The organism is Polaribacter sp. 20A6 (assembly GCF_011378915.1).
Taxonomy (GTDB): domain Bacteria; phylum Bacteroidota; class Bacteroidia; order Flavobacteriales; family Flavobacteriaceae; genus Polaribacter; species Polaribacter sejongensis.
The window spans coordinates 260,320-284,888 of the sequence record NZ_WTPZ01000003.1 but is presented as its reverse complement, the minus strand read 5'-3'; the positions used below and the strand labels follow the sequence as shown (position 1 = coordinate 284,888).

At 31.5% G+C, this 24,569-nt stretch carries 21 protein-coding genes; 12 read left to right on the top strand and 9 right to left on the bottom strand.

The genetic code is table 11. The features are described 5' to 3' along the window. The first annotated feature begins 336 nt into the window (after positions 1 to 336). The 6 genes from GQS57_RS08585 to GQS57_RS08560 all read left to right on the top strand — a co-directional run bounded on the left by GQS57_RS08585 (position 337) and on the right by GQS57_RS08560 (position 6,695). The gene (locus GQS57_RS08585; protein ID WP_165732441.1) at positions 337 to 1,782 is read left to right on the top strand and encodes a RimK family protein; all 1,446 of its coding nucleotides are present in this window, start codon (positions 337 to 339) and stop codon (positions 1,780 to 1,782) included. Position 1,783: 1 nt separating this feature from the next. Next, positions 1,784 to 3,016: a glutamate-cysteine ligase family protein gene (locus GQS57_RS08580; protein ID WP_165732439.1), complete on the top strand. Its 1,233-nt coding sequence runs from the start codon at positions 1,784 to 1,786 to the stop codon at positions 3,014 to 3,016. A 2-nt stretch (positions 3,017 to 3,018) separates the two neighbouring features. Then, positions 3,019 to 3,699, top strand: coding sequence for an N-formylglutamate amidohydrolase (locus tag GQS57_RS08575; RefSeq protein WP_165732437.1), 681 nt, complete (start codon positions 3,019 to 3,021; stop codon positions 3,697 to 3,699). 538 nt (positions 3,700 to 4,237) lie between these two features. Then, positions 4,238 to 5,506 carry a DUF2254 domain-containing protein gene (locus GQS57_RS08570; RefSeq protein WP_165732435.1) on the top strand — a complete coding sequence of 423 codons (1,269 nt, stop codon included), beginning with the start codon at positions 4,238 to 4,240 and terminating at the stop codon, positions 5,504 to 5,506. 677 nt (positions 5,507 to 6,183) lie between these two features. Beyond that, positions 6,184 to 6,411: a hypothetical protein gene (locus tag GQS57_RS08565; RefSeq protein ID WP_165732433.1), complete on the top strand. Its 228-nt coding sequence runs from the start codon at positions 6,184 to 6,186 to the stop codon at positions 6,409 to 6,411. Further along, entirely contained in the window at positions 6,402 to 6,695 is a 294-nt protein-coding gene (locus GQS57_RS08560) for a type II toxin-antitoxin system RelE/ParE family toxin (RefSeq protein ID WP_165732431.1), read from the top strand. Before GQS57_RS08565 ends, GQS57_RS08560 begins: the two co-directional genes overlap by 10 nt. 161 nt (positions 6,696 to 6,856) lie before the next feature. Here the strand turns inward: GQS57_RS08560 and GQS57_RS08555 are convergent, their stop codons facing one another. After that, positions 6,857 to 9,406, bottom strand: coding sequence for an adenosylcobalamin-dependent ribonucleoside-diphosphate reductase (locus GQS57_RS08555; RefSeq protein ID WP_165732429.1), 2,550 nt, complete (start codon positions 9,404 to 9,406; stop codon positions 6,857 to 6,859). Positions 9,407 to 9,907: 501 nt separating this feature from the next. On the opposite strand from GQS57_RS08555, the gene GQS57_RS08550 reads away from it, so the two are divergent. From GQS57_RS08550 to GQS57_RS08530, 5 genes are all read left to right on the top strand, one after another. Next, positions 9,908 to 10,471: a TetR/AcrR family transcriptional regulator gene (locus GQS57_RS08550; RefSeq protein ID WP_165732427.1), complete on the top strand. Its 564-nt coding sequence runs from the start codon at positions 9,908 to 9,910 to the stop codon at positions 10,469 to 10,471. 53 nt (positions 10,472 to 10,524) lie between these two features. Further along, positions 10,525 to 10,968 (top strand): cupin domain-containing protein, encoded by a 444-nt coding sequence (locus GQS57_RS08545; protein WP_165732425.1) that lies wholly within the window; start codon positions 10,525 to 10,527, stop codon positions 10,966 to 10,968. A gap of 23 nt (positions 10,969 to 10,991) precedes the next feature. Next, complete coding sequence (locus tag GQS57_RS08540; RefSeq protein WP_165732423.1) at positions 10,992 to 11,738, top strand: SDR family NAD(P)-dependent oxidoreductase; 747 nt, start codon at positions 10,992 to 10,994, stop codon at positions 11,736 to 11,738. Between the two features lie 85 nt (positions 11,739 to 11,823). After that, on the top strand, positions 11,824 to 12,804 hold the full coding sequence (locus GQS57_RS08535) for an alpha/beta fold hydrolase (protein WP_165732421.1): 981 nt from the start codon (positions 11,824 to 11,826) through the stop codon (positions 12,802 to 12,804). A 9-nt stretch (positions 12,805 to 12,813) separates the two neighbouring features. Next, complete coding sequence (locus GQS57_RS08530; RefSeq protein WP_165732419.1) at positions 12,814 to 13,782, top strand: alpha/beta fold hydrolase; 969 nt, start codon at positions 12,814 to 12,816, stop codon at positions 13,780 to 13,782. 93 nt (positions 13,783 to 13,875) lie between these two features. Here GQS57_RS08530 and GQS57_RS08525 read toward each other — a convergent pair whose 3' ends face one another. The 8 genes from GQS57_RS08525 to GQS57_RS08490 form a co-directional block, all read right to left on the bottom strand. Beyond that, a complete protein-coding gene (locus GQS57_RS08525; protein ID WP_165732417.1) occupies positions 13,876 to 15,054 on the bottom strand; it encodes an AIR synthase related protein in 1,179 nt (392 codons plus the stop codon). 110 nt (positions 15,055 to 15,164) lie between these two features. Further along, positions 15,165 to 16,667: a carboxypeptidase regulatory-like domain-containing protein gene (locus tag GQS57_RS08520; protein ID WP_165732415.1), complete on the bottom strand. Its 1,503-nt coding sequence runs from the start codon at positions 16,665 to 16,667 to the stop codon at positions 15,165 to 15,167. Between the two features lie 13 nt (positions 16,668 to 16,680). After that, on the bottom strand, positions 16,681 to 18,027 hold the full coding sequence (locus GQS57_RS08515; RefSeq protein ID WP_165732413.1) for a CsgG/HfaB family protein: 1,347 nt from the start codon (positions 18,025 to 18,027) through the stop codon (positions 16,681 to 16,683). 9 nt (positions 18,028 to 18,036) lie between these two features. Next, entirely contained in the window at positions 18,037 to 18,450 is a 414-nt protein-coding gene (locus GQS57_RS08510) for a curli assembly protein CsgF (protein WP_165732412.1), read from the bottom strand. Between the two features lie 11 nt (positions 18,451 to 18,461). Beyond that, positions 18,462 to 19,184 (bottom strand): CsgE family curli-type amyloid fiber assembly protein, encoded by a 723-nt coding sequence (locus GQS57_RS08505; protein WP_165732411.1) that lies wholly within the window; start codon positions 19,182 to 19,184, stop codon positions 18,462 to 18,464. Next, positions 19,185 to 19,667 (bottom strand): hypothetical protein, encoded by a 483-nt coding sequence (locus GQS57_RS08500; RefSeq protein WP_165732410.1) that lies wholly within the window; start codon positions 19,665 to 19,667, stop codon positions 19,185 to 19,187. A 75-nt stretch (positions 19,668 to 19,742) separates the two neighbouring features. After that, positions 19,743 to 20,684 (bottom strand): hypothetical protein, encoded by a 942-nt coding sequence (locus GQS57_RS08495; RefSeq protein WP_165732409.1) that lies wholly within the window; start codon positions 20,682 to 20,684, stop codon positions 19,743 to 19,745. Between the two features lie 429 nt (positions 20,685 to 21,113). Then, entirely contained in the window at positions 21,114 to 23,297 is a 2,184-nt protein-coding gene (locus GQS57_RS08490; RefSeq protein ID WP_165732408.1) for a glutamine synthetase III, read from the bottom strand. Positions 23,298 to 23,465: 168 nt separating this feature from the next. On the opposite strand from GQS57_RS08490, the gene GQS57_RS08485 reads away from it, so the two are divergent. Next, positions 23,466 to 24,482, top strand: a complete 1,017-nt coding sequence (locus GQS57_RS08485) for a glutamine synthetase beta-grasp domain-containing protein (RefSeq protein WP_165732406.1) — start codon at positions 23,466 to 23,468, stop codon at positions 24,480 to 24,482. The last annotated feature ends 87 nt before the right edge of the window (positions 24,483 to 24,569 follow it).

Sequence of the window (24,569 nt, the reverse complement as noted above, 5' to 3'; positions counted from 1 at the left end):
TTTTGAGAATCTCATATAAAACCGTCAAATATTTCTACATAAAAGGAATAAATCATTGCTTTTCCTACAAGGAAAAGTAAGCTTCTTTATACTTAGAAATAACTAATTATCACTCACAACAAAACCAAATAGTTGGTTCTTTTTAGCAATCATGAAATAAAACGAAATTTTAATCAGCATAAAATACTAAAATAGATAAATATTAAATCCTTTAACTACTGTTATAATGAAAGTTAACAACTAAAAAATAATTTATTATATTTTTTAACTCATGTATTTTCAATCAAAAAAAAGTATAATTTCACTTAAAATACATATCGCGATTATGCACCATAAATGAACAAATACATTGTTGCCAATCAACCAGAAAAATGGCTTTTTTCTATTGATAATATTACCGTAATTTCCTCACAAGAATATCTTACAAATCCCAAATATTCTACCATAAAAAAAGCGAGGATATTTAACCTTTGTAAAAACTACAGCTACCAATCTAAAGGCTACTATGTTTCTCTTTTAGCAGAAGCTAGAGGGCATTTAGCAATACCTACCGTAAAAAATATTGTAGATTTAAAAACATTAAAACTGGTAAAAATAGTTTCTGATGAGTTTGATGACGAAATTCAGCAAAGCTTAAAAAACATTAAATCGAGATCTTTTACTTTAAGTATTTACTTTGGTCAGAATGTTGCTCAAAAATACAAAGGATTAAGCAGCTTGTTTTACAAACATTTTCAAGTACCTTTTTTACGTGTAAATTTCAATTTCAACAATAAGTGGAACATACAAAGTATCAAAGCTATTTCTGAATCTGAAATACCAAATGAACACTTAGAAAGTGTCTATGAATTTGCCAACCAGTATTTTTCTAAAAAACGTTATGACACGCCTAAACTAACCACTTCAGATTTTGATTTGGCCATATTAGTAGACCCAAATGATCCTGCACCACCAAGCAATGCAAAAGCACTAAAAAAGTTTGTAGACATTGCCGAGAAAATGAATATTTATGCAGAAATTATTGAACCAAAAGATTTAAGCAGATTATCGTCTTTTGATGCTTTATTTATCCGCCAAAGTACCGAAGTTAATAATGAAGCCTATGCCTTTGCCCGTAAAGCACAGCAAGAAGGTATTGCAATTATAGATTACCCAGACGCTATTTTAAAATGCTGCAATAAGGTTTTTATGGCAGAAGCTTTAAACAATGCCAATATTGCGACTCCAAAAACAATTATAGTTCATAAAGACAATATGGACGCTGTTATTGATAATGTAGGTTTACCATGTGTGCTAAAGGCGCCAGATTCTACTTTTTCTTTTGGTGTAAAAAAAGCAAAAACAGAAAGTGAGTATTATGATTTAGTAAATGATATGCTTAAAGAATCTGAACTTATCATTGCGCAAGAGTTTTGCCCTTCTGATTACGATTGGAGAATTGGTATTATAGACGATAAACCCTTTTTTGCTTGTAAATATTACATGGCAAAAGGACATTGGCAGATTTACAATTGGAGTGCAAAAAAGAAAAATGAACAAGATGGAGATGCAGATTGTTTGCCAATAGAAAAAGTACCAAAAGTAGTTTTAGACATGGCTTTAAAGTCGGCCAGAATTATGGGAAAAGGACTTTATGGAATAGATATAAAAGTAGTGAATAACAAACCAATGGTCATCGAAATTAACGACAACCCAAATGTAGATTTTGGAGTTGAAGATGCTTTCTATGGTGATTTGGTGTACACCGAAATTTTATCAGCATTAAAAAAACGTTTAGAATAAAATGGCTAAAAAATATAAATTATTTGAAGTGTATGGTATCGAGTTAGAATACATGCTAATTAATGATACTTCTTTTAAAGTTGCACCAATTGTAGATACTTTATTGACCAAAAAAAATGGCGAATTAACATCAGACATCGAAAATGGTGCTATTGCTTGGAGTAACGAGTTGGTGGCACATGTTGTAGAAATTAAAACCAATGGTCCAACAGCTGATCTTACCAATTTAGCGGATGAATTTCATAAAAATATTGTTGAAATTAATGCGCTTTTAAAACCATTAAACACCAAATTATTACCTACGGCGTGCCATCCTTTAATGAATCCTGCACAAGACACACAACTATGGAAACACAGTTATAGTGAGGTTTATGAATTATACAATCGTATTTTTGATTGTAAAGGACACGGTTGGTCTAACGTACAAAGTACCCATATTAATTTACCTTTTTATAATGATACTGAGTTTGAAAAGCTGCATGCTGCAATTCGTGTTATTCTACCATTAATCCCTGGCTTATGCGCTAGTTCTCCTGTTTTAGAAGGTAAACTTACAGGTTTTAAAGACACTCGCTTAGAGTTTTACAAAACCAATCAAAAAGAGATTCCGGAAATGACTGGTAGCGTTATTCCTGAGCAAGTTTTTTCTAAATCGGATTATCATAAAACTATTTTTGATCCTATTAAGACAAAGATTAAAAAACACGACACCAACAATATTTTAGATCATCATTTTCTAAATTCTAGAGGAGCCATTGCTCGTTTTGATAGAAATGCCATAGAAATTAGATTGGTAGACATACAAGAATGCCCTAAGGCAGATGTAGCTATTTGTGTTTTAATTATTGAAGTTTTAAAACAATTGGTAAACGGAAAGTTGTCTAGTTTACAATTGCAAAAGGAATGGAAAGAACAAGACCTATTCAGTATTTTAGACGATGCCATAAAACAAGGTGAAGATTATAAAATTACCAATAAAGAATATTTAGCTCTTTTTAATATTTATAAAAGCAGTACAATTCAAGAAATATGGAAACAACTCTTCGAGTTGGTGAAAGAAGATATCTCTGAAAACTACAAAGAAGCATTGCACATTATCTTTAAACACGGAACATTGGCAACAAGAATTGAAAATAATCTTAGCAATGATCTTTCTGAAGAAAACATTATAAATACCTACAACAAATTAGCAGATTGTTTAGAAACCAACACTCTTTTTATTCCAAATAATTAGGAATGAAACTTATTATAACTTGCGAGCATGGAGGAAATGAAATTCCAAATACCTACAAGACTCTTTTTACTGATAAAGAAATATTAAGCACGCACAGAGGTTATGATTTAGGAGCATTAGATGTTTTTAATTCGCTAAAAACGTTAGCAACCTACACTGATTACAGTAAAACAAGTAGACTGTTAATTGAGCTAAATAGATCTCTTTGGCATAAAAACTTATTCTCTGAATTCACTAAAAAACTATCTTTTATTGAAAAAGAACACCTCATTAAAAGTTATTATGAGGTGTATAGAAATAGGGTAGAAAATAAAATTAAAGCACTTATTACAAAGGAAAAAAAGGTTATACATCTTTCTATACACTCATTTACGCCTATTTTAAATGACGATGTTCGGAATTGTGATATTGGCTTGCTATATGATTCTTCAAATCCGCATGAAAAAAATATTGCCATACAACTTAAAGCTAGCTTGTATACAATAAACCCCAAATGGAATGTCCGTTTTAACTATCCTTATTTAGGAAAAGCAGACGGATTTACAACGTATTTAAGAAAGGCTTTTAGTAAAAAATATGTAGGAATTGAGGTTGAACTCAATCAAAAGTTTTCTAAAAATAACAGTATGAATTTGGAATTGAAAAATGATTTATACCAAGCAATTTGTGAGCTAAAAGATTAAAAACTCACAATGTCATTTCGAAATGAGTCTTTTTAGACGATTGAGAAATCTCATCATAATAAACCTATAAACTCTAAAATTCCTCGTCGTGCCTCACTCGGAATGACACAAATCGACTGAAAACTCACAATGTCATTTCGTAATGAGCCTTTTTAGACGATTGAGAAATCTCATCATAATAAACCTATAAACTCTAAGATTCCTCGTCGTGCCTCACTCGGAATGACACAAATCGACTGAAAACTCATAATGTCATTTCGAAATGAGTGCTTTTGCACGATTGAGAAATCTCTTTATAAGAAAACGTAAGCTTTGAGATTCCTCGTCGTACCTCACTCGGAATGACACAATCCGACTAAAAAACTCACATTGTCATTTCGAAATGAGGCCTTTTGGACGATTGAGAAATCTCATCAGAATAAACCCCAAACTTTAAGCTTCCTTGTCGTACCTAGCTCGGAATGACACAACTTGATTAAAAATTTGAATTTAACCTCTAAAAAAGGTAACTTCATCAAATAAATTAAGGAAAAATCAAATGAAAAAAAAGTTCAGAATTTATTTTAACAGGCTTCGCGAACAATTATGGTTTAGACCACTACTCTTTTGTTTATTCTCCGTTGCAGGTGCTTTGTTTGCGCATCAAGCCGATGGACTTGGAATTAATAATCTTGTTCCTGATATTGATATAGAGTCAATTGAAGGACTTTTAGACACAATTTCTGCAAGTATGTTGGTCATATCCACATTTGCTGTTGCATCAATCATCTCTGCATTCTCCTCCGCAAGCGATACAGCAACTCCAAGATCCTTCAAAATCGTTATCCAAGATGATGTATCTCAGAACGCACTGTCTGTTTTTATAGGAGCATTTATATTTAGTATCGTCGCTACAATTGCACTTGATAATGGCTATTATGGAAAAGCGGGGAGATTTATTCTCTTTTTGTTCACTTTAATATTTTTTACAATTGTAATACTCATCTTTTTAAGATGGGTAGACAGAATTTCGAGATTAGGACGTTTAGAACACACCATACGTCAAGTAGAAACAGTTGCATCCAAATCCTTATCAACATATATAAAACATCCTTATTTAAAAGGGCTTCCAATAAAAGATGAATTTATTGATGGAAAAACAATTTTTGCAAGTTCTACTGGATACGTGCAGCATATCAACATGGAATCTTTACAACTACTAGCTGAAGAAAAAGAGTTTAAAATTCAATTAAACTGTCTTCCGGGTAAGTTTGTCCATAAAAACTTTATTGTTGCATACCTTAAGTCAGAAAACACTTTAGATTTTGATCAAGCGCAAGAAGACATAAACAATTCTATTCATATAGGGCAAACTAGGTTATTTGACGAAGATCCTCGATTTGGGTTAATCTCATTAACTGAAATTGCAAGTAGAGCTTTATCACCTGGTATTAATGACCCTGGAACGGCAATTCAAATTATCGGAAGTCACGAAAGATTATTTTTTTTATGGAACGAAAAAACAAAAAATAGTGATAACAATGATGAAACGGTTCCTTTTGATCGTATTGAAGTCCCTAAAATCCCGATGCAAGATTTCTTTGATGATGCTTTTAGACCAATTGCCAGAGACGGTGCCGATAATATTGAGGTGATGCTAAGATTACAAAAAGCATTAACAGCTATAGAAACCCTTGCCAATCCAGAATTAAAAGAAATAGCAATGCAACATTCTATTAAGTCCTACAATAGAGCTGAATCTGAAATGAAATTTAAAGATGACCTCACTATTTTAAAAACACATTCTTTATTTCATAAAAAACGTTAGAAAAACACTAAAGCAAAACTTTATACTTGTAAAACATAAACTCGAAACGACATGTGCACTTTAACTAACTGTACTTAACTTAATATAAAGTACTTAAGAAATACTTTTACCGAAAATTATCTAAAAATTGAGATTGGACTCAATCAGAAATTATCTAAAACAATCGTATGATTTTGCAACTTAAAGAAGATTTATACCAAGTAATTAGTGAGCTAAAAGAATAAGAGCGTAGAATGTCATTTCGAAATGAGTCTTTTTAGACGATTGAGAAATCTCGATATAAAAACATATACTATGAGATTCCTCGTCGTACCTCGCTCGGAATGACACAAACTGATTAAAAACTCACAATGTCATTTCGAAATGAGACCTTTTTGGACGATTGAGAAATCTCAATAGTTTTAAAAAAAGTATTAAGCTTAATAAAATTTAAAAAACCTCTTAAAACTTTCGAGAAGTCTATATAATTTAGTTTGAATCTAACCTTTAAAAAGGCTAACTTCGTTATCGTCTGATATAACGAATTAAAACTCGACATATCAATAAAGTTGGCTTTAATGCTGGAGAACATAGAAACATCAAACTTTAAGACCAAACTAAAAAATATTTCTATCAAATTAATTCGGAATAAAGTTTGTGGATAAAAAACTATCTTTGTTATAATAAAAGTTAGGATTATGAATATAGAAACCACAAAATTAGAATTAATGCATCTTTTACTTCAAACACAAAAAGAAAGCATTTTAAAAAAACTCAAATCTGTTTTTGAGGAAGAGCAAGTGGATTGGTGGAGTGAAATGTCTAAAAAGGAACAAGAAGAAATCAAGACTGGTTTAGCTCAAGCTGACAAAGGGGAACATAAAGCTAATGAAACAGTAATGAAACGCTTTGATAAATGGCGTTAAAAATTGTTTGGACACCACAAGCTGAAAATGGATTAGATAAGGTTTTAGATTATTTAGAAAAAGAATGGACTATAATGGAAATTCTGAATTTAGAACAAAATCTAAATGACCTGTTAACCCGAATTAGTAAATATCCTAAAATTTGTCCTCAAACTGGAAAGTTTAAAAATGTTCACAAAGGATTAATTGATAAAAACAATTACATAATCTACAGAATTCAACCAAAAGAGAAATTACTTGAAATAATTAACTTTAGAGGAACAAAACAAAAACCGATAAAATAAAAGCACTAAAAGCCAACAGCGTGTATAATTAATTGCTTGGTTCTTGCCTAACCACGCAACTAACCATATACAAACACGATAACGACATCAAAAATTTACAAACAAAAAAAGCGCCAAATACTCAAAGTGTATTTGGCGCTTTTCATTTCATCTAAGTTAGTCTACCCACATTTAGAAGAACCACAATCTTTACAAGTTAAACAACCCTCTTGATAAATTAAATTTGTAGAATTACAATTTTCACAAGTATGTCCTTTTACCTCCGTACCATCTTCTACATAACGTTTTAAAGCACGTTGTACACCATTTTTCCAAGAGCTTATAGATTCTGAATCGAATTGTAAACTTTGTATCAACTCTACAATTTTATCAATTGGCATTCCATGACGTATGGTTCCAGAAATTAGTTTTGCATAGTTCCAAAATTCAGGATTAAATTTATGAGACAATCCTTCAATAGTGGTTTTATACCCTCTCTTATTTTTATATTGAAAATCGTAACGAGTCGTTCCATCTTCATTTTTATTCTTAATAATAAATCCTTTATCTGCCCAACGCGGAATTAAAATTCCGTCTTCATCATCGGCTAATCCTGTAAAAATCTCATAAGGTCTTCCATCAACCAAACCTACAAAAGCAATCCATTTTTCTTTTTGATTTTGAAAACGAACTACATCTGCTTCTAAAACTTGAGGACGTTTTTTAGAAAAATTAGAGGTTGTTATTTTATCTTCTTTCTTTTCATCCGTAGAAATTAAAACTCCAGAACGAGAACCATCTCTATAAACAGTTACTCCTTTACAACCAACTTCCCAAGCTTTTAAATACAACTCACCAACCAATTCTTCTGTTACATCATTTGGTAAATTAACAGTAACACTAATAGAATGATCTACCCATTTCTGGATAGCTCCTTGCATTTCTACTTTGCTATTCCAATCAATATCATTAGACGTTGCTTTGTAATATGGAGATTGTTTTACCAACTCGTCTATTTCTTTTTGCGTAAAATTCTTAGAAGAATCGATGTTATTTACGTCCATCCATTGTTTAAAACGATGATGAAAAACCACATATTCTTCCCAAGAATCGCCAACCTCATCTACAAAGTCAATACGTACATTTTTATCATTAGGATTCACCTTTTTTCTACGCTTATATACAGGCATAAAAACAGGCTCAATTCCAGATGAAGTTTGTGTCATTAAACTGGTAGTTCCTGTAGGCGCAATCGTTAACAAAGCAATATTTCTACGACCATGTTCTAACATTTCATAATACAGTTTACTATCTGCTTCTTTTATTCTTAAAATAAAAGGATTCTCTTTTTCTCTGTCTGCATCAAAAATAGCAAACGCACCTCTTTCTTTTGCTAAATTTACAGAAGCTCTGTACGTTTCTACTCCTAAAACTTTATGTACTTCTGTAGAAAAAACATTTCCCTCTTTACTTCCGTAACGAATACCTAAAGCAGCCAACATATCTCCTTCTGCAGTAATACCAATACCTGTTCTTCTACCTTCTTCTGCTTTGTGTTTAATATTCATCCACAGGTTTCTTTCTGTAGCTTTTACAACTTCTTCTTCTGGATCTGCATCAATCTTAGCTAAAATTCCATCAATTTTTTCTAATTCTAAATCAATGATGTCGTCCATCATTCTTTGAGCAATAACAATATGCTTTTTGAATAATTCAAAGTTAAAAGCAGCCTTTTTTGTAAAAGGATTTTCTACATAAGAAAATAGGTTTATTGCTAATAATCTACAAGAATCATACGGACATAAAGGAATCTCACCACAAGGATTTGTAGAAACTGTTTTGTAACCTAAATCTGCATAACAATCTGGCACAGATTCATTAATAATGGTGTCCCAGAATAAAATTCCTGGTTCTGCAGATTTCCATGCATTGTGTACAATTTTCTTCCAAATTTTAGTTGCTTCTATTTCTTTAGTATACAAAGGATTTTCACTAAACGTTGGATATTTTTGCGTGTATTTACCGTCACTTTTTACAGATTTCATAAACGCATCATCAATTCTTACAGAAACATTTGCTCCGGTAACTTTTCCTTGCTCTAGTTTTGCATCAATAAAATCTTCTGCATCTGGGTGATTGATAGAAACAGACAACATTAAAGCGCCTCTTCTACCATCTTGTGCAACTTCTCTTGTTGAATTAGAATAACGCTCCATAAAAGGAACAATTCCTGTTGATGTTAATGCTGAATTTTTTACAGGAGATCCTTTTGGACGAATGTGAGATAAATCATGACCAACACCACCTCTACGTTTCATTAATTGCACTTGTTCTTGGTCTATCTTCATGATTCCTCCATAAGAATCGGATTCGCCATTATTACCAATTACAAAACAGTTGGACAAAGAAGCTACCTGAAAAGGATTTCCAATTCCTGCCATCGGACTTCCTTGAGGCACTATATATTTAAAATCTTTAATAGCATCAAAGATTTCTGATTCTGTTAATGGATTGCTATATTTTTGCTCTACTCTTGCTATTTCCGAAGCAATTCTTTGATGCATTTCATCAGGAGTGCTTTCGTAAATATTATCAGCAGAATCTTTTAAAGCATATTTATTTAACCACACAGATGCAGCTAATTCATCGCCTTTAAAATAGTTAAGAGCAGCTTTTAAAGCTTCGTCTCTAGAATATGTTTTTGTTGGAGTAAGTATTGTAGAAGATTTCATTGTATTATACAGCAATTAGATTGTTTTTTTGTTTGATAAATATCCCACAAATGTACAACCTAAAAGATGACAATTATCATAAAGTTTACAATAAAAAAACACAATACACTTAAAATCAATTAAATAAAACTTATCAACACAAAAAAGTTAACAAATAATTTTATTTTTATTGAATTCTCATCACTTTAAACAACATTACTTATTATCAGTATTTTAAATTTCACTAAGACCATTTGTATAAAAAATAAAGGACTTTTTGGGCTAAAAATAAACTTAAATAATACCATTTTTATGACTTTTTACTAGACACTATTTGAAAGTACGGAAAACCATAAAACTTTGTATTTTTATAATGATTATAAATAAGGATCATCTTTTATAATACTTACACCTAATTTGAAAAGCAATCTATTTTTTTATAAATAGTAGTAGCAAATTAAGTTATTAAATAAAAAACAGACAGACCTGTCTGTTTTAAATGTTTTTTTATATATTTGCAGTATGAAACATAGTGAAGTGAAAAATAGAATTACTGAAACAGCCTCCTTTTTATTTTATAAGAATGGGTATAATTCTACAGGTATAAACCAGATTATTGCAGAAGCTGGTATTGCTAAAGCTACGCTATACAACCATTTTAAATCTAAAGAAGAGATTTGTTTGGCCTATCTTCAATTTAAGAACATCAATTTTCTTGAAGATTTTGAAAAATTTACAACATCAAAACCAAAAGGAACAGATCAGATATTAGCGATATTCGATTTTCTTCAATTATTTTATCAAGATAAAGATTTTAATGGGTGTTGGTGTATAAAAACGGTTTCAGAAATACCAAAAGACAATGAAATTATTAGACATGAAATTCAGTCTCAAAAAAACGATTTCATTGCACTTATAACAAAACTAATTACAAACAATTTAGAGCAAGTTAAAAGCGAGCAAGTAAATTCATTAGCAAGACAAATCTATTTACTGTACGAAAGTGCGGTGGGAGAAAGCCACTTACACCAAGAAGATTGGCCTATTATAGAGTCTAAAAATTTATGTGAAAAAATAATAACTTAAAAAAATTTAACTAAACAAAGACAGACTTGTCTGTCTTTAAACAACAATTCATAATGAAGGAAAACAAAATATCAAAAGAGTATTCAAAGCTAGAATTAGGTGAATTCTCAAATCTAACTGAAAATGTATTTCAACCAAGTCCAGATTTTAAATTAGATGGTAAAAAATTTGTAAAAGATGAGCTCGGATTAACCTCCTCAGAAATATCGTTTAATACAATGGTACCACACACGGCAATCCCTCTACTTCATAAACACAAAGAGAACGAAGAAATATATATAGCCGTTAAAGGAAAAGGACAATTACTTCTCAATGATAATTATGTAGATCTAAAAGAAGGAACGGTTGTAAGAGTTGCAACAGATACAGAAAGAGCCATCAGAAATAACTCGGATGCACTTTTCTCTTTTATTGTAATACAAGCCAAAGAAAATTCATTCGAAGGAAGCACTGTTTCTGACGGATACTTAATAGAGAAAAAACCAAATTGGAATTAATTAATAATTAAAGAATATATAAAATGAAAGAATTTGCAAACAAAGTAGCCTTAGTAATTGGAGGAACAAGTGGTATTGGTAATGCAACAACAAATGCATTGTTAGAAGGTGGTGCAACGGTACATGTTGTAGGAAGAAATACTGATAAAATTGCCGATGCAGCAAACTTAATTAAACACACAGCAAACATCTCTAACACAACAGAAGTTGATGCTTTAATAGCTAAGATTGACGCTTTAGATAACTTAGATTATTTAGTAAATGCTTCAGGAATTTTTGGTCCTAAACCTTTTTTAGATCATACCATGGAAGATTACAATTCGTATTTAGATTTAAATAGAGGGTTCTTTTTTATCACGCAAAGTGCCGCTAAAAAAATGAAAGCAACCAACGGAGGTGCTATTGTAAATGTAGGTTCTATGTGGGCAAAACAAGCTGTAAAAGCAACGCCTTCTACGGCATATTCTATGCAAAAAGCAGGTTTACATTCATTAACTCAACACTTGGCTATGGAATTAGCAGACGATAACATTCGTGTGAATGCGGTCTCTCCTGCCCTAGTAAACACACCTGTTTATCATGGTGTTTTTGGAGGTGAAGAAGCTGCTAAAGAAGCATTGGTTGGTTTCAATGGTTTTCATCCAATAGGTCGTTTTGGTGAATCGGAAGATATTGCTAATAGTATCATCTTCTTATTATCAGATAAAGCTGCTTGGGTAACAGGTGCTATTTGGGATACTGATGGTGGTGTTATGGCTGGTAGAAACTAAAAAACACAAAGAAAAAAGTCATAACCTATACATATATTAGGTTATGACTTTTCAACTTTTCTCAAATTAATTTGAGATTTAAATTATGAAAAACTTAGTCTTAACCTTAAGTATCTTTTTACTTTTTATCTCTTGTAAAGAGCAGGTAATATCAGAAACGAAAAAAGGCTCTAACACTTCACTGGTGATTAGTGAAAGTAAAAAATCAACTATAAAATATAAAACATTAGAAGTTAATGGCATTAACATTGCCTACAGAGAAACTGGTAATGTTAATAACCCAACCATTGTTTTACTGCATGGTTTTCCAGCATCATCGTATCAATACAGAAAAGTATTAGCGCAATTATCTAACGAGTATCATTTAATTGCTCCAGATTATCCTGGTTTTGGTAACAGTGATTTTCCAGATTCAGAGACATTTAAATATACGTTTGATAATATAGCAACAATTGTAGACTCCTTTTTAGAGCAAAAAAAGATTGATTCTTATGCGATTATGATTCAAGATTATGGTGCTCCTATTGGTTTTAGATTAGCCACAGCGCATCCCGAAAGAATTACCGCCATCATAAACCAAAACGGAAATGCTTATGAAGAAGGTTTAGGTGAAGCTTGGGCTGGAATAAGAGCACTTTGGAAAAATAGAACTAAAGAAAACGAAGACGCTATATTACCTGCTTTTTCTTTAGAAGGTTTAAAATGGCAATACACACATGGTGTTAGAGATACTAAAACTGTAGACCCTGATACTTATAATTTAGATTTCTTGCGTTTGTCTAGACCAAACGCACATGCCGTAAATTTAGATTTATTTTATGATTATCAGAATAATATAAAATTATATCAAAAATGGCAACAGTATTTAAGAGATAATCAGCCACCATTACTAATTGTTTGGGGTAAAAATGATGCTTTTTTTCCTGAAAGTGGTGCGGCAGCTTTTAAAAGAGATGTAAAAAACATAGATTACAACATTTACGATACAGGTCATTTCGCTTTAGAGGAAGATGGTGATGCTATTATTACAAAAATGAGAGTTTTTATGAGAAACCTAAATAAATAGACATATAAAATGAAACAATTTACACTAGTTTTAATAATTATAGCCTCTTTATTTGGCTGTAAGAATACAACTGAAAAGAATGAAAAACAGTTCTTTTTACCGCCAGCTACAACGTATAATTATGCAGAAATTGATAGTGTAAAACTATTTTATAGAGAAGCAGGAGATAAAAGTAATCCGACAATTGTGTTGCTACATGGTTATCCTTCTTCTTCACATAGTTATAGAAATTTAATTCCTATGTTGGCAACGCATTATCATGTTATTGCACCAGATAATTTAGGCTCGGGTTATAGCACACATTTAGATCCAGCAACTACAACGTACACGTTTGATTTGTTGGCAGCTTATACAGAGAAGTTAATCGATACGCTTCAAATTAAAAATTATGTGATGTACATGCAAGATTTTGGAGCTCCAATCGGTTATCGACTGATGATGAAAAATCCAAAACGAATAGAAGCTTTAATTATCCAGAACGCCAATGCTTATTTAGAGGGTTTAACACCCAAGCGACAAGATTTTTTTAGAACAGCACAAACAGATACCTCGCAAGAAAAACATGATTTTTTATATAGTTTAACAAGTGAAAATGCTATAATAAACAAGCAGTATTTATTTGATTTAGATAGCACAAATATCAATATTCAAAGTCCAGATGCTTGGACACACGATTTGGCATTTTTAAGATCTAAAAAAGACAGAGAAATTCAGGTACAATTATTTAAAGATTATAACACCAATTTAATTCGATACCCTAAATGGCAAAAAATGTTGAAAGAAAATCAACCAAAAACATTAATTAATTGGGGAAAAAAGGATTTGAAATTTAATGCCAATGGTGCAAGAGCTTACTTAAAGGATTTACCCAATGCAGAGTTGCATTTATTGGATGCAGGTCATTTTGCTGCAGAAGAAAAAACGAGAGAAGTAGCAAAACTTATTCTGGAGTTTTTATCTAAAAGTGAAATAGAATAATTAACTACAAAAAAATATTAGTTAACACTAAAAACTCCAACTACTTTTAAAAGTAGTTGGAGTTTTAATATAATTTAATAATGACTTGGTTTTTTAATATTCAAAAACACCATACTCACTTGTAATTGTTAATTTTTTAGTTTCAGAAGCTTCTACTCTACCAATAATTTTTGCATCTACATTAAAAGATTTAGAAATAGCGATGATATCTTCTGCAATTTCTGGAGTTACATAAATTTCCATTCTATGACCACAGTTAAAAACCTGATACATTTCTTTCCAATCTGTTTTAGATTGCTCTTGTATCAATTTGAATAATGGTGGAATTGGAAACATGTTATCTTTTACAATGTGTAAATTATCTACAAAGTGTAATATTTTAGTTTGAGCTCCTCCAGAACAATGAATCATTCCGTGAACTGTATCCGAAGAAAAATTAGATAGTATTTTTTTAATGATTGGCGCATACGTTCTTGTTGGAGACAATACCAATTTACCAGCATCAATAGGAGAATCGGCTACTGCGTCAGTCAATTTTGTATTTCCAGAATATACTAATTCTTCAGGAACCGCAGCATCAAAGCTTTCTGGGTATTTTTCTGCTAAATATTTATGAAACACATCGTGTCTTGCAGAAGTTAACCCGTTAGACCCCATTCCTCCATTATATTCAGTCTCGTAACTTGCTTGTCCAAAAGACTCTAAACCAACAATTACATCACCTGCTTTTATGTTTGCGTTATCAACAACATCTGTACGTTTCATACGTGCAGTTACAGTAGAATCTACAATAATTGTACGAACTAAATCGCCTACATCTGCAGTTTCTCCACCGGTGGAATGAATGGTAACTCCAAAACCTTTTAGATCTTCGATTAACTCTTCTGTACCGTTTATAATTGCTGATAAAACTTCTCCAGGAATTTTACTTTTATTTCTACCGATTGTAGATGACAACATAATGTTATCTGTTGCTCCAACACACAAAAGATCATCAATATTCATAATTAAAGCATCTTGAGCAATACCTTTCCATACAGAAATATCGCCAGTTTCTTTCCAATACATATATGCTAAAGAAGATTTAGTACCTGCTCCATCTGCATGCATGATTAAACAATAATCATCATCATTTGTTAAATAATCTGGAACAATTTTACAGAATGCCTTCGGAAATAAACCTTTATCTATATTCTTAATTGCATTGTGTACATCTTCTTTTGATGCCGAAACACCTCTTTGTGCGTATCTTTTAGAAACCTCTTGACTCATGTTGTTGTGTTGTTGTTGGGTGCAAATTTAACTTTCTTTTATGTGGCATCATAAAAAAACCAAATGATTTTTGATCATTTGGTTCTTTCTTATTAATATTTCAGTTTTAATTACTCCCAATCTGGCATAATTGCTCCTGTAAAAATTTCCTCTCTACTATTATCTCCATCAATTGGGGAGGTAAATATTTTCTTTTCTGAAATACCATCGTTAGATGTATTTACATAAATTATTTCGGCCTCATTAGGTGAGAATCTTGGATCTAAATCATTCGTTCCTGATGCTTTTGAAAGAATCATTTCTGTTTCTGTCATTGTTGAAAAATTATATTTAAAAACTTTATTATTCAATCTTCTATAATTTGATGATTGAAAATCACTTACATCTTTAGTGTAAATTAATAAGTTACCATCTACAGACAAATTTAAACCGCCTAAAGCACCAACATTTGCAGAAACAACTGTATTTAATACATTTCCACTCATATCAATAGTATAAATAGCACCATCATAACCATCAGAATTATTTGTTCTCAACACTATTTTAGTACCGTCATTACTCCAATCACATTCGGTAATTAAGTGTCCATTTGCTGTTTTATATATCATTTGAAGACCACTACCATCTTTATTAATCATATATAACTTATCAAAACTTGGATAAATAAGTTGATCACCCGTTGTAGACCAAGAGAAGTCCACTTCATTCAAATCAAAAGTATTAACAGGGATATCAGAAGTTACTCTTTTTACATCCGCCCCATTTGGTTTCATGGTAAAAATATGGGCCTCATTATTATACAATCTTAAAAAAGCAATTAAATTTACAGTGTTATTTTTTCTAGGTCTCCAAGAATTTGTGCTAGATTCTGTTAATTTAACAGTATTAATTTCATCAAGCCCCTCATCTAAACTAGATGAATAAATTACATTATTACCTCCTTCAACCCTAACGTAAGTATACCTATTCTCTGGATCACCCTTTACTGTAAATGAATTTGAAGTACTTAGCACTTCAGAATTTATATTATCTGTTACTGCTACTTGCCAAAAATACTTACCACCAAATTTTAAATTAGGAACCACATAAGTTGTATCACTAAGATTTTGAACTTGAATTATATTATTATCAAAATCATTTTTAATCTCTAATCTATACGTTAACTCATCATCATCTACACTAGAAGAAGACCAAACCAACTCTACTGAACTATCAATGTCTAAAGCACCATCCATTGGCATTAACAATACAGGCGTTGTTGGCGGAACATTAAATGCTGTTTCCACCTGCATTTCAAAAACAACATTTATTGTTGCCCCTATTTCTACAGAAACTGGCTCAAAACTATTTAGAAAACCTTCTTTAGAAGCCTCTATAGAGTATTCATTTACCGGAACCTCTTCATAAGAAAACTCTCCATTCGCATCTGTAAATGTAGTATTATTTGTTGGAGACAAAGTTACTTTAGCATTCTCAATAGGCTCAAAATCACTTTTTCCCACAACCTTTCCTGTGATTACCCCAAATTCTACACTATCAATAGTAACTTCTTCTCCGCAACTAAAAAACAAGCATATAGTTATGAGTATTAATATTTTTTGTAAGGTTTTCATACTAATTTATTTTTTAAAAATAGAAATTAATTCCTGCTCTAACATTCCAAATCTTATCATTTTTATCTCCCCTAACCAAACCATCTAAATTGTCTGTTGATATAATATTTTGCTCACCTCTTAAGATAAACCCCAATTTATCAGTAATAAGATACTCTAAACCAATACCATATTGATACTTAAAATAGTTATCACTTAAGTTTTTAGTAGAAATAGAACCAACACCAACATAAGCATAAGGAGTCATCCTGTCATTAGGCAATAGATAGTATTCAAAATTCACATTAGAATCATAAATCCTTTTTTCAAATATGTTTTTATTAGAAAGCGTGCTAGAACCTAATCCTAAAGAAAATGCAAATCTAGATTTATTTAGCATGAATTTAAGTAGCATATCTGTCCCAAGACCAAACTCTGCATCAGAATAATCACCAACAATTTTAGATACTCCACTCACAGCCCCAACACTAATCTTACCCCTTCTAAATTCTTGCTTTCTATTAAATAATTCTGTTAACTCCGCCTCTTCTTGTTCTTTCTTATAGTTCTTTTTCACAAAATCTACAACTTCCTGTCCACCACTAGGCTCCCATATACCATCTATAATACCTTCTGTAATTAATAATTCTACAGCTTTATCAATAGCTTCTTTAACAGCTAATTGAGCTGGCTCATTTTTTGTAATACCTGTTTCTGCCTCTAATAACCTTCTTAAAGATACATACTTAAACAAATTAGCAGAAAGACCTTGTGACAAAATAGTTTTAGACACATACACATTTTTAAGAATTTGACCCGTGGATGTAGAAACAACTCTTAAATATACCGTTATTCTGTCTTGTCTATATTCTCCAGAAGCACCAACTCCAAAGTAACGCAAACCAGTACCCCCCGTAATAATATTAGAATCGTAAGACACAACACCACCTTCTACAATGTAATTTGCAAATAATAATGGTGGCATTTTAATAGGTTTATTATCTCCTGCATATTCTTGACGAGTATTTCTAATTATCTGTCTTTCATTTAATAAATTTCCTATATTCTCTCTTTCAATTGGCTTAAACCAATTAGATTCTTCTAATGATTTTAATAGTATAGAAGTACCTCCTTGTGTAACAGCTGTACTAAAAGTAGAACCATTTTCTACTGGTTTATATTGACCAGTATGATCCCTAAACTTATAAACCCCCACTACCGTTTTTTCTTTTGGAGAAAAACTTTTTATAGACATTTCAGGAGATGAATTTTCTCCAATTCTAGCTCTTGATTGATCTAAAGGTTGGTTAAAATAAGTTCCACAACTCGAAAAAAACATTGCTATTAGGAAATAGCATAAAATAAAGTACTTCCTTTTCATAGATTTCAATTAATTGTTTGGAATAGTTATTTGAGTTTGTTCTCCTGTTGATGTGTTTAAAATACTTACGCTTAAACCGCCAACACCCGGACTAATCTCTACAACCAAAGAACCATAAACATAAGTTCCTTCTGACAATCCTTGACTGCCAATTTGTTCCTGAAATAAGCCCTGTGAGAGTGAATTTAGTAATTGCCTATTTAAGTTATCTGTAAAATTATCTATCTCTGAAGATTGCGTAAATGGATTTGTATTTTCCTCTTGAAAATCATTTTGAGCATTCGCTGAAGCTAACAACTGCTGGTATGCAAATGAATCTCCCCCTCCAAAAAACGGGTTTATCGACTTATAAACCAATTGCTGTGAAAATGAAAAACTAGAAAAACAAACAAATAACACGAATAATAGTACTTTTTCTTTCATAACAATTTTATTTACATTTTACTTTTCTTTCTTAATTCTTCTCTTTGTTTTGCATAAAAGTACAATCGCTCTAATGCAACTCCTACATTCGATTTTAAAAACTCTTCATCTGGTCTAGAAAAAAACTCATGTATTTTAATTTCTTCTACCTCTACGAGAATAATACTCGTTCTACCCATACCTGGTTTTTCTTTTATTTTTATAATAAAAGGATACTTTATACCAGATAATAAATACGATTGATAAAAAAGATCATGGTAATCTTTACCTAATTTAGTTATAGCCTCATCTACGACTATGCCTTTAAGAAAAAAATCTTTCTCGTCTGTTTTCTCAGCAACTTCCTGCTGTATATTTTTAGGTAATATCCAAAGTGAATCTTTAGATATTAATTTTTCATTTTTTTTAATGAATAAATAAACTTTTAATTCTTCGTCTCCATTTAAGTTAACTTTTATGGTGGAAACCTCCATGTTTTTATTCGGTTGTATCGAAAACTCACCTGACTGTCTATTGTTAGAGTAATTACCTCCCTTTCCTTTTTTTAAGGCAATTAAATTATAAAACAACTTATCTATATGCAACAAACCATCATTATTTACCTCTGCTTTTAAAGTAATAAAATTATCTTTTTTATCAACATTAATCTTGCCGTAAACATCATTTTCAGATTGACTAAAACCAATGCTACAACTTAAACATAAAATAAAAAAAACAATTTTAGAAAAATGCATTTAGTAGTTTTTAATAATAAGTGCCTGATTATTGCTGTTTTGAATTATAGCAGCTCCGTTCATCATTGAATTTGTACCGTAAATTTGTAACGAATTAGAGTTTCCTTGTTGATGAACACCAAAGTTGATAGGGTTACTATTATAGTAATTAATAAAACTATAATAATTTTCATTTCCTATTTGATTTACATTTTGAGAAGTCTGATTTGAACTCTTTATGTCCGCATTATTCTCAAAACCTACCTGGTTAAGTACTACACTATTTATGTTTCCTGATTGCTGTTGAAATAAGCTATTTTGACTATTCTCATTTGTCAACAAACTATTACTATCTACTAGTAAGGAAGTGTTATATGGACTTAACTGAGAGAAATTATTAGAAAAATACGTAGGTAGTTTTTCTTGTTGTGCAGAAACCTCAGTAACGTATAAACTACACAATAAAAAGACAAGAAAACACCATATGTTTTTATTTTTTTTCATGATAGAAAGTGTTTGAAAAATAAGTAAGGAGGAAGAACCCCTCCTTACTTATAAATTAAGTTAATAATTTATTTTTTAGTTACCAATTTGCTCAACACAAGCTTGATTAGCACCTCCACTTTGCATAATAGTACTCATATTACTAGATAAATTAGCTGTTTGAGTAACAACTGCAGTGTTTCCTGGTGTCCAACCATAAACACCCGCTAAATTAGTCTGTGTAATTGAACTAGTATTATTTCCTCCAACTGAATTTTGAGTTACACAAGCTAAATTACCTGTACCAGTAGTCCATAAAAGAAAATCTTGATTCACTGTAGAAGTATTAGAAAAAGCACCTCCAGCAACAGATGTTTGGTCTTCAGAAGATGTATTGTCAAATCCATTTTGAGTAGAAGACGCATTATTATTACTTCCCATTTGCGCTTGTTTCGCTTCATTATCTGTACCACTTTGGTTTATCTGAGCAACACTACCCGCAACACCATTAGCACCACTATTTTGATCTTGTTCTGCGTAATTACTTACACCAACCTGCATTACTGTTGCCGAGTTGTTATCAAAACGTTGCTTTTGGAACGAAGTATTTAAAAGTCCGTTTTGATTAGCACTAGCATCATTATTTTCCGCTTGTCCAACCCCTACATCTTGCTTAGCATAATTAAGAGTTCCTCTTTGCTCTACTACACCAGAGTTATTATCTCCATCTTGCTTAATATCTGAATGGTTTCTCCAACCACTTTGATAAATTAAAGCTTCATTACTACTCCCTCCATTACCAGCTCCTAAAGTGTTATCACCGTCTTGGCTAACTATAGAGTAGTTTCCTGTTCCTATTTGATAAGCATTCGCATCATTTAAGATACCTTTTTGAGTGATATCACTCGTATTGTCAACTGCTCCTCTAATTCCAGAAGTCATTTGAGTAAAAGAACAATCATCACAACTTGCTTGTGGAGTTTGTGCGAAAAGCGCACCTGTAGCTAAACACATAGCCATAATTACTAATTTTTTCATGATAAATAATTTAAATACGTTAGTTAAAAATTAAGCATATCAAAATCTATCCGATATAAATTGAATATGATATACTACAATAAATTTTTAGGGGTAATTAAAATTATTAGGGATAAAATGTTAAGTTATTAAGGATAACTTTTCATTTTCAGTCAACTCTTAAAGTAAAGAGTTGTTGTAAACTATATAGCTTGATCGATTCTGTGTTTAAACAAGTCAAATATAGAAATTTATTTGTCTAATTCCAAAAAAAATAAAAAACACAAATAAAATAAAAACACAAATAACTTAAAATCAAACACTTACACGTATTAAACATAAATAAAATAAACAAAAACAGGGGAAAACACCTATAAAAAAAAAGGTTAAAAATGAATAATTATCATTTTTAGCCCTTACTTTTTAAGATATTACCAATTTACCTATCATTTAATTAATAAATAACAACTCCCTATACTTAGCTAATGGCCATAAATTATCATCTACCAAGGTTTCTAATTGGTCACAATGATATCTTATATCTACAAAAAAAGGTTTTATTTTGTTACTGTATTGTTCTGCTAATTTAAAACCAAAATGTTTATTAGCTTTCACTTTTTCTGCTTCCATTTTTACTACCAAAGCATTAATTTTAGTAATATGTTTAGAAATTAACATAACTAGCTCAATTTGCTCTTTGGCTATATTTTTATATTCATCACCAAAAATTTCTTTTAAGTTCTTAGTATTCTCCAATAAAGTATTCTGATAAATTATTGCAGTAGGCACTACTTGATTTCTTGCAATATCAGCCAAAACACGTCCTTCTATTTGCACCTTTTTAGCGTACGATTCTAAATCAATTTCATAACGAGCTTCTAATTCTACTTTACTCATTACTTCCATTTCTTCAAACAAAGAAATTGTTTTCTCAGAAACTTTTGCGTTTAAAGCTTCTGGAGTTGTTTTATAATTAGTTAAGCCTCTTTTTTTAGCTTCCTTTTCCCAAGCTTCTCCATAACTATCTCCATCAAAACGAATTGCCTTAGAGTCTTTTATATATTCTCTTAGTATATTAAAAACAGCTTCATCTTTTTTAAGATCCTTTTCCTCTATTAGAGCATCTACTTCAATCTTAAATTCTTTTAATTGCTTTGCAACAATAGTATTTAAAACAGTCATTGGTATTGCACAATTTGCTAAAGAACCAACAGCTCTAAACTCAAATTTATTTCCTGTGAATGCAAACGGAGAAGTTCTATTCCTATCTGTATTATCCAATAAAATTTCAGGAATTTTACCTATAATATTTAACTTTAAATCAGTTTTTTCTTGCGGTGAAAGCTTTCCTTTAGTTACATTTTCTAACTCATCTAAAACTGCTGATAGTTGACTACCTATAAACACAGAAATAATTGCAGGTGGTGCTTCATTAGCGCCTAATCGATATTCATTACTTGCAGACGCAATAGAAGCTCTTAACAACTCTTCGTATTGATACACCGCTTTAATAGTATTGATAAAAAAGGTAAGAAATTGCAAGTTCTTCATTGGGGTTTTACCCGGACTTAGCAAATTAGTTCCGTTACCGGTAGACAAAGACCAATTGTTGTGCTTCCCAGACCCGTTAATACCTGCAAATGGTTTTTCATGCAGCAAGACTTTAAAATGATGTCTTCTTGATATTTTTTGCATCACATCCATTATTAATGAATTATGATCTACCGCTAAATTAGCTTCTTCATAAATTGGTGCAATCTCAAACTGATTGGGAGCAACCTCATTATGTCTGGTTTTTACAGGAATACCCAACAACATACACTCTTGCTCTAAATCTTGCATAAAACTCATAGCCCTTGCAGGAATGGTTCCAAAATAATGATCATCAAGTTGTTGTCCTTTAGCCGGCGAATGCCCTAATAAAGTTCTACCTGTAAATTGTATATCATGTCTTGCGAGCACTAAAGCTTCGTCAATTAAAAAGAATTCTTGTTCCCAACCAAGTGTTGCACTTACTTTATTTGCATTCTTATCAAAATATTTACAAACAGCAGTAGCATGTGTATCTATAGCTTGTAATGCCCTTAACAAAGGCGTTTTATTATCTAAAGCTTCCCCAGTATAAGCAACAAAAATTGTTGGAATACAAAGTGTTGTTTCATAAATAAAAGCAGGAGAAGTTGGGTCCCAAGCCGTATAACCACGAGCTTCAAACATATTTCTAATTCCTCCATTAGGAAAACTAGATGCATCTGGCTCTTGTTGAACCAATTGTTCTCCATCAAATTTTTCCATTGCAAGACTGCCATTTATAGACTCAAAAAAAGCATCATGTTTTTCTGCAGTAGCACCTGTAAGTGGCTGAAACCAATGTGTATAATGAGTAGCCCCTTTAGACATTGCCCAATCTTTCATACTTACCGCAACCTGATCTGCAATTTTTCTATCAATTTTAGTTCCATGATCAATTGCATTCATCACACTTTCGTATGCAGTGCGTGTAAGATACTGTTGCATAGCGTATTTATTAAACACATTCCGACCAAAAAGTGCTGATCTTTTTTCATTCTGAACTACTTTTATAGGACTTCTACGTAGTGTTTCTTGCAATGCATTAAATCTAATCCTTGACATATTAGTAATATTTTCTACTTATTTTTAACTTTATACAAATATACCCTTTCAAATTTAGGGATAAAATTATTTTTTAGCTATTTTAAATATTTTACCCCTAATTTTTTTGATATCTAATGAAAATATTTGATTTTTGTAGGACGAACATCACATAAACACATATATATTATGGCAAAAATTAAATTAGAATACATTTGGTTAGATGGTTATTATCCAACTCAGAACATGAGAAGTAAAACCAAAGTTGAGGAGCATGAAGATTTTAAAGGAACAGTTGAAGAATTGGGACTTTGGTCTTTTGACGGTTCTTCTACAAAACAAGCTTCTGGAGGAGCATCTGACTGTATTTTAAAACCTGTTGCTATTTATCCAGATCCAAATCGTATTAACGGTTATTTGGTAATGAATGAAGTAATGAATGCAGACGGAACTCCACACGAATCTAATGCACGTGCTACTATTGAAGATGATGATAACGATTTCTGGTTCGGTTTTGAACAAGAATACTTTATTATGAATACAAGTACAGGATTGCCTTTAGGATTTCCAAGAGGTGGTTACCCTGCTCCACAAGGACAGTACTACTGTTCTGTAGGAGGTTTATATACACATGGTCGTGATATCGTTGAAGAGCATGCTGATTTATGTATTGATGCTGGTTTAAACTTCGAAGGAATTAACCAAGAGGTTGCTTCTGGACAATGGGAATACCAATTATTTGCAAAAGGAGCAAAAAAAGCTGGAGATGAAATCTGGATATCTAGATATTTATTAGATCGTTTAACTGAAGGAAAAGGGATGTACATTGAGTACCACCCAAAACCATTAGGAGATACTGATTGGAATGGTTCTGGAATGCACGCTAACTTCTCTAACTCTATCTTAAGAGAATGTGGTTCTAAAGAAAAATACATCGAAATTTGTGAAGCTTTCCGCCCAGTAGTAAAAGAACACATTGAAATTTATGGTGAGTTTAACGACCAACGTTTAACCGGTAAGCATGAAACTGCTGCAATTACTGACTTCTCTTGGGGAGTTTCAGATAGAGGTGCATCAATTCGTATTCCAATTATCGTTGTAGAAAAAGGATACAAAGGATGGTTAGAAGACCGTCGTCCATCTTCAAACGCAGATCCATATAAAGTAGCTGCTAGAATTATTAAAACTGTTAAACCAGTTAAATAATTACGAATAGTATAAAATCTTAAAAAGCACTTACAGCAATGTAGGTGCTTTTTTTATATAATTATTTTGGGCGTTACCAAAGGTCGG

Excerpts from the sequence above, each read along its gene's own strand:
- GQS57_RS08490 (WP_165732408.1), bottom strand. The coding sequence starts at position 23,297 with ATGTCAAGGATTAGATTTAATGCATTGCAAGAAACACTACGTAGAAGT.
- GQS57_RS08520 (WP_165732415.1), bottom strand. The coding sequence starts at position 16,667 with ATGAAAACCTTACAAAAAATATTAATACTCATAACTATATGCTTGTTT.
- GQS57_RS08495 (WP_165732409.1), bottom strand. The coding sequence starts at position 20,684 with ATGAAAAAATTAGTAATTATGGCTATGTGTTTAGCTACAGGTGCGCTT.
- GQS57_RS08515 (WP_165732413.1), bottom strand. The coding sequence starts at position 18,027 with ATGAAAAGGAAGTACTTTATTTTATGCTATTTCCTAATAGCAATGTTT.
- GQS57_RS08535 (WP_165732421.1), top strand. The coding sequence starts at position 11,824 with ATGAAAAACTTAGTCTTAACCTTAAGTATCTTTTTACTTTTTATCTCT.
- GQS57_RS08585 (WP_165732441.1), top strand. The coding sequence starts at position 337 with ATGAACAAATACATTGTTGCCAATCAACCAGAAAAATGGCTTTTTTCT.
- GQS57_RS08570 (WP_165732435.1), top strand. The coding sequence starts at position 4,238 with ATGAAAAAAAAGTTCAGAATTTATTTTAACAGGCTTCGCGAACAATTA.
- GQS57_RS08505 (WP_165732411.1), bottom strand. The coding sequence starts at position 19,184 with ATGCATTTTTCTAAAATTGTTTTTTTTATTTTATGTTTAAGTTGTAGC.
- GQS57_RS08580 (WP_165732439.1), top strand. The coding sequence starts at position 1,784 with ATGGCTAAAAAATATAAATTATTTGAAGTGTATGGTATCGAGTTAGAA.
- GQS57_RS08560 (WP_165732431.1), top strand. The coding sequence starts at position 6,402 with ATGGCGTTAAAAATTGTTTGGACACCACAAGCTGAAAATGGATTAGAT.
- GQS57_RS08565 (WP_165732433.1), top strand. The coding sequence starts at position 6,184 with ATGAATATAGAAACCACAAAATTAGAATTAATGCATCTTTTACTTCAA.
- GQS57_RS08540 (WP_165732423.1), top strand. The coding sequence starts at position 10,992 with ATGAAAGAATTTGCAAACAAAGTAGCCTTAGTAATTGGAGGAACAAGT.
- GQS57_RS08555 (WP_165732429.1), bottom strand. The coding sequence starts at position 9,406 with ATGAAATCTTCTACAATACTTACTCCAACAAAAACATATTCTAGAGAC.
- GQS57_RS08545 (WP_165732425.1), top strand. The coding sequence starts at position 10,525 with ATGAAGGAAAACAAAATATCAAAAGAGTATTCAAAGCTAGAATTAGGT.
- GQS57_RS08575 (WP_165732437.1), top strand. The coding sequence starts at position 3,019 with ATGAAACTTATTATAACTTGCGAGCATGGAGGAAATGAAATTCCAAAT.
- GQS57_RS08530 (WP_165732419.1), top strand. The coding sequence starts at position 12,814 with ATGAAACAATTTACACTAGTTTTAATAATTATAGCCTCTTTATTTGGC.
- GQS57_RS08500 (WP_165732410.1), bottom strand. The coding sequence starts at position 19,667 with ATGAAAAAAAATAAAAACATATGGTGTTTTCTTGTCTTTTTATTGTGT.
- GQS57_RS08485 (WP_165732406.1), top strand. The coding sequence starts at position 23,466 with ATGGCAAAAATTAAATTAGAATACATTTGGTTAGATGGTTATTATCCA.
- GQS57_RS08525 (WP_165732417.1), bottom strand. The coding sequence starts at position 15,054 with ATGAGTCAAGAGGTTTCTAAAAGATACGCACAAAGAGGTGTTTCGGCA.
- GQS57_RS08510 (WP_165732412.1), bottom strand. The coding sequence starts at position 18,450 with ATGAAAGAAAAAGTACTATTATTCGTGTTATTTGTTTGTTTTTCTAGT.
- GQS57_RS08550 (WP_165732427.1), top strand. The coding sequence starts at position 9,908 with ATGAAACATAGTGAAGTGAAAAATAGAATTACTGAAACAGCCTCCTTT.